This is a genomic window from Pseudactinotalea sp., assembly GCF_048594945.1.
GTDB lineage: Bacteria > Actinomycetota > Actinomycetes > Actinomycetales > Beutenbergiaceae > Pseudactinotalea.
On record NZ_JBMDXJ010000100.1, the window covers coordinates 1 to 10,685 of the forward strand.

A 10,685-nucleotide genomic window follows, 5' to 3' on the forward strand; every position below is an offset into this window, starting at 1 on the left:
CCCGCCGCGTGTTTCTCCGCGACCGGAGGGGCCGGGCCCCCGGCGGCGGCCCGACTCGGAATCCCGTTCATCTACGAGATGCGGGGGGCCGAGGACCTCATGCGTACGGCCGCGCATCCGCCGTACGCCGACAGTGACGACTGCCGATTCCTCATCGCTGCCGAGACGGAGACCTGCCGCCGAGCCGATCACGTCTTCGTCATCACCGATGCCCTCCGCGAAGAGATGGTGGCGCGTGGTGTCCCGCGCGAGAAGATGACTGTGGTTCCCAATGGCGTCCACGTCGAGGAGTTCACGCCCGCACCCCGGGATGAGGAGCTTGCTGCTGAGCTGGGCTTCACGGGAAAGACGGTGATCGGTTACCTCGGTGGCTTCCCGCACTACGAGGGTCTCCGGTTGCTCGTGCGCGCGGTCGCCGAGCTCCATGCGCGACGCGACGACTTCAAGGTGCTGATGGTCGGGGACGGGCAGCAGGACGGTTCGCTGCGGCGAGATGTCGTCGAGCTGGGGTTGTCCGACGTCGTGACGTTCACCGGGCGGCTACCGCACCACGAGATCCCGCGCTATCTGTCGGTCACCGACATCACCCCGTTCCCGCGACTGCCGCTGCAGGTATGCGAGCTCATCTCACCGATGAAGCCGTACGAGGCGATGGCGATGGCGAAGGCGGTGGTTGTCTCTGATGTCGCCGCGTTGGCGCGGATCGTGCATGACGGCGAGACGGGTCTGGTCTTCGCCAAGGGCGACGTGAAGGATCTGGCGGCCAAGCTCGACCGGCTCGTCGGCGATCCTGAGTTTCGTGGGCGCCTCGGTGTGGCCGCTCGCGAGTGGGTCGTGGACAAGGGTGCCTGGAGCAGCGTCGCCCAGCGGGTGGATCGCGCCTACCGTTCGTTCCTCCCCGGTCCGCTGACAGCAGATGGTGAGGCCGCGTGACATCGCTTCTCCGTCGGGCTCGCCAGCGCCTGCGGGCGACCGCCACGGTGCTGCTGCACGGACCGGGAGGGCTGTCAGGGCCGCGCCTGGCGACGCGATTCGGTGAGGCCGCCGGACCCGCGGGACGCCGCCGGCTCGTCGTTCAGAAGCACGACTCGGCGGAGGCGATCACCGGTCGCCACCCTGCTTTCGAGGCTGCTGGCGTCGCACCGCCCCGTGCAGCGCGCGATCGGTTCGCGCGTGCACTGAGCACGGATCTGACGTGGTGGCACGCGCTCCAGGAGCCGTCATCGACCGACCCGGAGCAACCGGTCTCGGTTCCGCACCGGATCGACGAGTGGGCCGAGAGCGACCCGTTACTCGGCTTCGCGACCGGCTTCTACCGGGCGCATCTCGTGGGTCCTGGCTCCAGCGCGGACCATGTCGTGGCAGCAGCGCTGTCCGGTACGCCGTCGTATGGGCTCGCGACAACGGTTGCCGATCTTCCCGAGACAGTTCGGGACCTCGTCACGATTGTCGATGGGGTGGCGGATCTGCGAGACAGGGTCCTCCCGCTGTTGTTCCAGGATGAGCTGTCCGATCGCTCTTCGCTGTTGGTGCGCCGGCGAGCCACTCGACATCTCGCCGCGACAGAACCTGCTCCTCTCGTGTCGGTGGTGGTCCCGAGCAACCGCCCGCACCAGATGGCGAACGTGTTCGCGAACGTCGGGCGCCAGCGCCACCCCGTGGAGCTGGTGCTGGTGCTCCATGGCATCGATCTCGACGAGAACGACCTTCGTGAACGAGCGAATCAGGCGGGCGTGACGCGACTGGTCATCGTGCCAGCCGACGTCAGCCTCACTCTCGGTTTGTGCATGAACCTTGGCATCGAGGCTGCCTCCGGCAGCTATGTCGCCAAGGTGGACGACGACAACTACTACGGCCCAGAGTTCGTCGGTGATCTCGTAGACGCTGTGGCATGCTCTGGGGCCGACATCGTCGGAAAGTGGGCGCACTTCGTTTGGTTGAGATCGTCCGGAGCCGTCGTGCTGCGATACCCGGACGCCGAGTATCGGCGGGAGCGTCGGGTGCAGGGTGGCTCGATGCTCTTCTCGACGGACGTGGTGCGCAGCCTGCGGTTCAGCGACATCCCGCGTGCGGTCGACAGCGACATCCTCGACCGGGCGCTTGAGCGGGGCTACCGGATCTACTCAGCGGATCGCTACAACTACGTGAGCGTGCGTGGGACCGATGTCAGTCAGCACACGTGGCAAGCGAGCGATGCCAGCTTCTTCACGAAGCGCGGAAGCCTCGTGTTCTATGGGGACCCCGCGGCTCACGTATCGGTGTGAGCGCTTGCCGTTGGTGTCTACTGTTCGACCGCGTCGATCAACTGCTCTCTCATGAGTCCTGACGCGGTTCGCACGTACGTGTCTGTGATGTGTCCGCCCTGGCGCCACACGAGCACGTTGCCGATCACCGGCGGGCAGACCGTGGACGGGCAGATGATGTCTGTGTAGTCGATGATCTCGGCGCCGACCCGTTCGGCGGCCTCGGTCTGTACCGCGGCTGCGCTGCCATCGATGCCCTCGTCGGTCGGGAAGGCGCATGTAGCGATGTCGTCCGGGTTCTCGGCGACGCACTCCCACACGTTGCCAGGCGGCTCGGGGACCTCGAGCACGACTCCGACTCGGATGTCGTTCTCGATCAATGTCCCCCAGTAGTCGGCAATGCCGTCGACCATTGCCTGCTCTGTCGGCTCCTCGGCTCCGGGCGCATAGCCTGTGCGGGCGCCCTGTGACGTGAGTACGACGTCCGGCTGGAGCTCAAGCAACTGAGTCAGGACCGTCGCGCTCCACTCGGTGCACTCGGTGTAGACGCCGCCCTGGCGGGAGTTGGAGTTCGGGCCGAAGACGCACGCAGACTTCGTCATGGAGACGACTCGCCACCCGCGTTCGGTCGCGATCTCCTCGAAAGCAGACTCCCACTGCAGGATCTTGGAGTCGCCGACGACTGCCACGACGGTGTCCGACTCGGGGTCGCCGTACTCGCAGAGGACTGGGTCCGGTGAGTCCTGGGCGACCTGGCAACCTTGTTCGTAGGCGTCCGGAACGTCGTCAGGTGCATCCAACGCGGCAGGGGTGAACCACTCAACCTCCGCAAGGCTCTCCGCCGTGCCGTCGCCGCCGGACGTGGCGGGGGCATCCGGCTCCAGGACGGCCGCTCCCAGTGCCTCGTCGGAGCCCCCGGCGCCGTCGTCTGGTCGTGTCGCGGTGCTTGGGACTGCGAGGGAGAGCACGAGACCGGCAACGACGCCGATCAGGGTGAACGTCGCGCCGAGGGAGAGGGTGTACCGATTGGACGCCGACAGCGAGGGAGCGAACCGGATCGGATTCTCCACGAACCGGTAGCACAGGTAGGCGGGGATGAAGGCGACTGCCATGACGAGCAGGCCCTTCTTGGTGCCGAGTTCGCCCCAATAGGCGGTGGCGGCGATCAGCAGGGGCCAGTGCCACAGATAGAGGGAGTATGAGAGTCCGCCGATCCAGACGGCCGGACGCCAGGAGAGCAGCACGGCTGGGCCTGCCTTGCCTGCGGCGAAGCCGGCCACGATCACGGCGGCTGTGCCGAGCGTGGGTGCGAGCGCGTGGTAGCCGGGCCACGGCGTCGAGGACGAGAACACCAAACCGGACAGGCCGATCGCGAGCAGTCCTGCCCAGCCGAGCACGGCGGCGCCGATCCGCGGGAGCCTCGGCCAGATCGCCGATCCGATCGCGACGAACGCGCCGATCCCGAGTTCCCAGAGCCGAGTCGGGGTAACGAAGAACGCTGTGGCTGGTCCCGTGCTGGTGAGGTAGACCGAGTACGCCAGGGACGGCAGCACGATGACCAGAATGCCGAGGGTCATCACGGCGCGGAGTCGGGCAGCAGCCCGACGGCGCACCCACCACGCGATCACGACCAGTAGCAGCGGCCAGACGATGTAGAACTGCTCCTCGACCGCGAGGGACCAGAAGTGCTGGACGGGCGAGACACCGACGTCTTCGGCGAGGTAGTCGACAGAGCGGGCGGCGAGCTGCCAGTTCACCACGTAAAGAGCAGCGGCGACGATGTCGGTCCCGAAGGTGCGCCAGTCGATCACGCTCACCGTCAGCCAGGTCAAGAAGGCAGTCACCACGAGTACGACTGCCGTCGCTGGGAGCAGGCGCTTGGCTCGGCGCGCATAGAACCGTGCGAGCGAGATGCGCCCGGACTTCTCAATCTCGCGGATCAGCAGGCCGGTAATGAGGAAGCCTGAGATCACGAAGAACACGTCGACACCGACGAAACCGCCGGTGAGCTGGTCAAGTCCACCGTGGTAGAGGAGCACGAGCCCGATTGCGACGGCTCGCAGGCCCTCGATGTCTGGCCGGAAGCCCTGGGCGCCGCGGTGTCCCTGCCCCTCGCGCTGCTGGGTGGGCGGGGAGGGCTGCTTCTCAGATATCGACATGGGTCCAGGGCTCTCCGAAGAACAACTCGGCCGAAGGCTTGGCGAGCAACTCGCTGTCCGTGATCTTCCAGGTATGGCCATCAACCTTCGCGCCGCGGACCGACACGAAGTTGTAGCGATCGGCCGAGTAGACGGTTCCGCCCACTGAGGCGACCTTCTCGAGGAAGGTCGTGTCCACGCGGCGCGGAAGATCCTCGAAGTGGAGCGCCGAAGCGACGGAGCGTGGGAGTACGAGCGTGCCACCCTGAACCAGGCGCGTGAGCCTGTTCTCCGCCTGCGGGAACCGGAGGAAGGTGGCGCCGCTCGCCTCCAGGTGGGTGAAGTGTGCCCACTTGCCCGCGACCTCGGCGCCGCTGAAATCGAATGTCGCGAGGAGGTCGCTCAGGTAGTGGGTTCCGTAGAAGTTGTCGTCGTCCATCTTCGCGACGTACTCGCCGTCGGCGGCGTCGACGCCGAGATTCATGAGTGAGCCGAGCGTGAGGTCGGCATCCGCGGCGATCAGGTGGAGGTCGGTCACGCCCAGGTCCTGCGCCAGAGCGGCCGTGTCCGCATCGGCGGTGAAGCCGTGGGTGATGAGGACCAGCTGAACCTGACCGTGAGACTGGCGCGCGACGAACTTCAGCACGTGGCCGATCTGGCTGGGGCGCATCGTCGGGACGATGGCCGTGACGGGCCGCGCACGACGTGGCGTGGCGAGGGCCAGGTCCGCCAACAACTCGTCGACGGCGACCGTGGTCGATTGCTCGCTGAGGACGCGGCGCACCCCCACCTGGGCGACCCGGCGCCGCAGCTCGGCGTGGGTGGTCAGCGACCTCAGGCGCTGCGCGGCCGTGTCAGGCGTGTCGACCACCTCGACCGCGGACGAGATCGCCTGCACGCCAGGATCCGACGCCACGAGGACGGTCCCTTCGGCGAGCAGCTCGAGCGGACGATCGGGCGTGGTGCCGCTGCCGCGGACGACCACGACCGCGTACGACCGTTCGCTGCGCTCCGGTTGGCCGAGCAGGCTTCCGAGCTCATCGAGGACGGGGTCGGGCCCGCTCGTCAGGTGCGCCACGGGGGCACGGGGTCCTGTCGGCTGCATCGGGTTGTGCATGCGCGGCTGCACGCCCGGATCGAGAACGCGAGCGTCCGCACCCTGATAGTCCTGGCGGCGGTCAGCGGAGCGGAGCAGCAGTCGGTCAGCGTGGGTGCCGAACGGGCAGATGGCAGAACCGGCATCGCTGGTGTCCCAGACGGCGGTCGGTGCACCGACGGTCGCAGCAGCGGAAGCAAGGCGCTCGGCCATGGCCGGATCCTCGGGTGGCCAGCCGATCAGGACGAGATCGAGATCGGGCGGGAGAGTCCCGCCGTCCCACTCCAGCTGCTCCCACTCAGGACGCAACGTCTCGGTGAGGCACTGGTCGGCGTGCACCAGGACCCGCACGCCGCGGGGGCCAGGTCCCTCTCCGCGGGACGGCCGCCCAGCTGACCTTCCTGCGCTGCCTGGCGCATGCCACGCCTGGCCGAGGTGCCGACGCCATCCGCGGAGCCGACTGGGATGCGTGATCAGATCAGCAGTGGCTCGCAGCACGTTGAGCGCGCGCGGCACCCTCACTTCTCCCTGAGAAAACCGGAGATGACCCCAGCGACGCGGTCACCGGCCTTGCCGTCCCAGAGTGGCGGCGTCGGCCACGTCTGTGGGCGTCCCACAGCCAGGGTCGCGGCGGTGACCTCAGCGAGGGTCTCCCGGGTGACCAGCTGGTTGGTGCCGTGGGTGATGGTGACCGGACGCTCGGTGTTGGGGCGCAGAGTCAGGCATGGCACACCGAGAACGGTCGTCTCCTCCTGCACACCGCCGGAGTCGGTGACCACCAGATCGGCGCCTCGGACCAGGCCCATGAAGTCGAGGTAGCCGAGCGGGTCCACGATCCTCATGCCGGGGTGGTCGAACAGGCCCGCGCCACGAAGCCGCTCCCAGCCGCGAGGGTGGAGGGGGAGCACAACGGGAACTTGATCGGCGACGGCGTGCATCGCACGCACCAGGGCGGCGACATCCCCCGGGTCGTCGACGTTGCCGGGGCGATGCAGAGTCGCGACCGCATACGGTCCGTCGAGATCGTGTTCGCTTCGTGCACGGTCGACGTCGAAACGGTCGAGGCTGCCCAGGAGCGTGTCGATCATCGGGTTGCCCACGAGGTGGATCGAGTCGGGATCAGCGCCCTCTCGGGCGAGGTGCGCGATCGCATCCGGGCTGGTGCACAGCAGCAGCGCTGAGAGGCGGTCGGTCACCATCCGATTGATCTCTTCGGGCATCGACAGGTCGAAACTGCGCAGGCCAGCCTCGACGTGGGCGAGCGGCTGTTCCAGCTTCGCCGCCACCAGCGCGGCTGCCACCGTCGAGTTCACGTCGCCGTAGACCACGACGAGCGAGGGTGCACGGTCGGTGAGCACGGACTCGAGCTCGACCATGAGCTTCGCGGTCTGTGTGGCATGCGAAGCGGAACCCACGCCCAGGTTCAGGTCGGGACGAGGGAGATCGAGCTCCCGGAAGAACACTTCGGACATCTTGTCGTCATAGTGCTGACCGGTGTGGACGAGGACCTGATCGATCCCCAGCGCGTCGAGTCCCCGGATGACCGGTGCTGCCTTCGGGAAGTTCGGGCGCGCACCGGTGACGTGCAGCACGGGGCCGTGCATGTAGGTTCCCTCCGGGTCGGAGCCGAGCCCGGCCATGATGCCATACTGACCCGGCCCGAATCAGTGTGCCAGGAGTGTGATCCGTGTCCCTTGATCGGCGTCGGTTCGCGGCTCTCGACGGGTCGCCCCTGGCCGTGGCAGCGATCGCCACGGCCACACTGCGTCGTCATCTCGACGACCACTCGGCGGTCGCCCTGAGCCGACTGCTGCGGGCGGCGCCCTCCGGGGTTCGGACTGTCGTCGCTCGGGCCGCCAGGCGCAGCTCGGGCAGCTGGGCACCGCTCGCGCTCGCTGCGGCCGGCCACCGGGAGCAAGCCACCGCGGCGATCCTTCGATCGGCGACAACCCGGCGTCGTCGCCCGGGTGCCGCGGCGGTTGCGTTGGCGACGCACGACGGTGAGGCAGCTCTAGAGCTCATCGATCTGTGCGACGACGACTCCGCCGATGACCGCTACGCGCGTGCCCTCTGCCTCAGGACCCTCGGCTTCCTGACGGAGGCTGAGGACGCCATCGCCTCCGAGCGCAGCGCGCGGGCTCGTGCGTTGCGGCGACGACTGAAGTCCGAGCTCGCTGTGCTCGGTCCCACCGGGCGGCCTCCGCTGGCGGCGGAGGCAGATCACGATGCGCGCTCACGCGCCTCAGCGGATCCGCTGGTGCTGCACATGGTGACCAATGCGCTGCCCGAGGTGCAGGCGGGTTACACCACGCGTACCCAGGGAATCGTCCGAGCCCAACGTTCGATCGGGGTGGATGCCCGCGTGGCCCCGCGCGTCGGCTTCCCTGTGACTGAGGGGCACCTGCGAGCACGCAGCGCGGTGACTGTGGACGGTGTGCCTTATCACCGTGCGCTGCCGTTCGGTCTGCCGGTCGATGTGGCCGCGCTCGTCGAGGCAGATGCGGCGGCACGCGGCCGCCTGGCGCGCGAGCTGGGCGCGACGGTTCTGCATGCGCACAGCAACTACCTGAACGCGCGGGCCGCGCTCGCTGAGCGTGACCTCACCGGCACCCCGGTGATCTACGAGGTGCGCGGGATGCTGGAGGAGACGTGGCGCTCGCGCGGCGGCGACGCGGCGGCTGACCGCTACCGACTCTCGCGCGCGAGCGAGACCGAGGCCATGCTCGCTGCCGATGCAGTCGTGGTCATCTCTGAGGTCCTGCGCGCTGAGGTGATCTCGCGTGGCGTCCCCGAAGGACGCGTCGTCCTGGTGCCCAACGCGGTGGACGACCGCTTCCTCCAGAAGCCACCGGACGCGGCCGCGCTGCGGCAGCGGCTGGGTATCCGCAGTGACGAGGTGGTGATCGGCACCGTCACGACCCTGAACGACTACGAGGGGCTTGTCACTCTTGTCGACGCGGTCGGCATCCTGCGTGAGGCGGGTCACGATGTTCGCCTGCTCGTCGTCGGGAGCGGCCCTGCGGCGGGACGTGTGGAGCGCCGCGCTTCCGCGCTCGGCAAGGGGGTCGCGGTGCTGCCGGGTCGGGTGCCGTTCGCTGAGGTGCACAGCTACCACGCCGCGATCGACGTATTCGCGGTGCCGCGGCTGGACCTTCCGGTCACAGGTCTGGTGCCGCCGCTCAAGCCGCTCGAGGCGATGGCGACAGGCAGGCCGGTCGTCGCCTCAGACCTCCCTCCGCTTCGTGAGATCGTGCGGCCCGGCGCGACCGGGGACCTGGCGGCAGCGGGAGACGCGGCGTCGCTCGCCGGCGCGCTCGCCCCGCTGGTCTCCGACGCCGATCGTCGAGGCGCACTCGGCGCAGCGGCACGTGACTGGGTACACGCCGAGCGCACGTGGCGTCGAGCCGCAGAGCGTTACCGTGACCTCTATCATCGCCTCGGCGTCGGCTGACGTCCCTGCTTGCGCGATTCCGCGAAACTCGGACCGTATGCTGTGGCAGGCCAATCATCCGTATGGAGGAATCAGACGTGGCAGCAGACGTTGTGGTGCTGGGGCTGGGCTATGTCGGCCTCCCTCTCGCCCAGGAGGCCGTTCGCGCCGGCCTCTCCGTGATCGGTTTCGACGTCAACGAGGGCGTGATCGAGGGCCTCAACGCCGGCCGATCTCACGTCGACGACCTGGCTGACGCCGACATCGCCAGCATGGTCGCGTCCGGCTTCCGTGCGACCTCCGACGAGACGGAGATCGCGCAGGCTCGGGCCGCCGTCGTCTGCGTCCCGACGCCTCTGTCCGAGGACGGTGGGCCCGATCTGGGCGCGGTGATGTCCGCCACGCGGACCATCGCCCGCAACCTGCAGCCCGGCATGCTGGTCGTGCTCGAGTCCACGACCTACCCCGGCACCACCGACGAGGTTGTCCGACCGATCCTGGAGGAGGGCGGCCTGAGTGCCGGGACCGACTTCGCGCTCGCGTTCTCGCCCGAGCGGATCGACCCCGGTAACCCGACCTACGGAATGAAGAACACTCCGAAGGTGGTGGGCGGTCTCACTCCCGGATGCACCGAGCGAGCCGTTCAGTTCTACGGCCACTTCGTCGACACGGTGGTCCCGGCCAAGGGCACGCGAGAGGCCGAGACCGCCAAGCTGCTCGAGAACACCTACCGGCACATCAACATCGCGCTGGTCAACGAGATGGCGCGGTTCTGCCACGAGCTCGACATCGACCTGTGGAATGTCATCGAGATGGCGAAGACGAAGCCGTTCGGCTTCCAGGCCTTCTACCCGGGGCCAGGCGTCGGCGGCCACTGCATCCCGATCGATCCCAACTACCTGAGCTACAACGTCCGGGCGCGCCTGGGCTACCCGTTCCGTTTCGTCGAGCTCGCGCAAGAGATCAACGCGACGATGCCGGCCTATGTCGCCCGCCGTGCCCAGGACATCCTCAACGAGGACGCGCTCGCCCTGCGAGGAGCCACGGTGCTGCTGCTGGGCGTGACCTACAAGCCTGACATCGCCGACCAGCGCGAGTCGCCGGCGGTGCCGCTGGCCAAGCAGCTGCGTCAGATGGGCGCCGATGTCCAGTTCCACGACCCCAACGTGGAGACCTGGAAGGTCGGGGACGATGAGCTCCAGCGGGTGGCCGATCTCGATGCGGCGCTCGCCGATGCAGACCTGGCGATCCTCGTGCAGAACCACAAGAGCTACGACACCGAGAAGCTGGTCGCAGGGGCCGCTCGATTCTTCGACACCAAGGGCGTCACGACCGATGCGGAAGCGCATCGGCTGTGACGCTGGCGCAGCGCGGCGGAGCTGACGAGCCCTCCGAGCTCGCGCGGCTTGCGGCTCGTCACGGCCTGACCAAGGTCGGGAGCCGGCCGGGCCTCGGGCAGTACATCAAGACGCTCTGGTCGCGCCGCGCATTCCTGTGGGTGATGGCGAGCTCGCGCAGCTACAGCAGGAACCAGAACAACTTCCTCGGGCAGCTCTGGACGGTGCTGAGCCCGCTGACGCTCGCCGGGGTGTACTTCCTCGTGTTCGGTGTGATCCTGAACACCCGGGGCGGCACCGACAACTACGTCGGGTTCCTGACGATCGGCATCTTCATCTTCACGTCGATCTCGGCAGCGATCACGGCCGGATCGACGGCGATCACCTCGAACATCTCGGTGGTCCGGGCACTGGACTTCCCCCGGGTGGTCCTGCCGCTGT

Annotated in this window: 8 protein-coding genes; 5 read left to right on the forward strand and 3 right to left on the reverse strand. The window is 68.1% G+C overall.

The features are described from left to right. Positions 1-933: glycosyltransferase family 4 protein (locus ACOJSN_RS04780; protein WP_420111366.1), on the forward strand; the 933-nt coding region annotated here is incomplete at its 5' end. After that, the gene (locus ACOJSN_RS04785; RefSeq protein ID WP_420111367.1) at positions 930-2,264 is read left to right on the forward strand and encodes a glycosyltransferase family 2 protein; all 1,335 of its coding nucleotides are present in this window, start codon (positions 930-932) and stop codon (positions 2,262-2,264) included. The genes ACOJSN_RS04780 and ACOJSN_RS04785, both read left to right, overlap by 4 nt. Positions 2,265-2,281: 17 nt before the next feature. Here the strand turns inward: ACOJSN_RS04785 and ACOJSN_RS04790 are convergent, their stop codons facing one another. The 3 genes from ACOJSN_RS04790 to wecB form a co-directional block, all read right to left on the reverse strand. Next, on the reverse strand, positions 2,282-4,402 hold the full coding sequence (locus ACOJSN_RS04790; RefSeq protein ID WP_420111368.1) for an acyltransferase family protein: 2,121 nt from the start codon (positions 4,400-4,402) through the stop codon (positions 2,282-2,284). Next, on the reverse strand, positions 4,389-5,828 hold the full coding sequence (locus tag ACOJSN_RS04795; protein WP_420111369.1) for a glycosyltransferase family protein: 1,440 nt from the start codon (positions 5,826-5,828) through the stop codon (positions 4,389-4,391). The genes ACOJSN_RS04790 and ACOJSN_RS04795 overlap by 14 nt, the downstream gene beginning before the upstream one ends. Before the next feature lie 167 nt (positions 5,829-5,995). Beyond that, positions 5,996-7,117, reverse strand: coding sequence for a non-hydrolyzing UDP-N-acetylglucosamine 2-epimerase (gene wecB, locus ACOJSN_RS04800; RefSeq protein WP_420111370.1), 1,122 nt, complete (start codon positions 7,115-7,117; stop codon positions 5,996-5,998). 47 nt (positions 7,118-7,164) lie between these two features. On the opposite strand from wecB, the gene ACOJSN_RS04805 reads away from it, so the two are divergent. From ACOJSN_RS04805 to ACOJSN_RS04815, 3 genes are all read left to right on the forward strand, one after another. Continuing rightward, on the forward strand, positions 7,165-8,928 hold the full coding sequence (locus ACOJSN_RS04805; protein WP_420111371.1) for a glycosyltransferase family 4 protein: 1,764 nt from the start codon (positions 7,165-7,167) through the stop codon (positions 8,926-8,928). A gap of 77 nt (positions 8,929-9,005) precedes the next feature. Further along, entirely contained in the window at positions 9,006-10,265 is a 1,260-nt protein-coding gene (locus ACOJSN_RS04810) for a nucleotide sugar dehydrogenase (protein ID WP_420111372.1), read from the forward strand. Further along, on the forward strand, positions 10,262-10,685 hold a 424-nt coding region (locus tag ACOJSN_RS04815; RefSeq protein WP_420111373.1), incomplete at its 3' end, for an ABC transporter permease. The genes ACOJSN_RS04810 and ACOJSN_RS04815, both read left to right, overlap by 4 nt.

Coding starts and splice junctions, on each gene's coding strand:
- ACOJSN_RS04790 (WP_420111368.1), bottom strand. CDS start 4,402: ATGTCGATATCTGAGAAGCAGCCCTCCCCGCCCACCCAGCAGCGCGAG.
- wecB (WP_420111370.1), bottom strand. CDS start 7,117: ATGGCCGGGCTCGGCTCCGACCCGGAGGGAACCTACATGCACGGCCCC.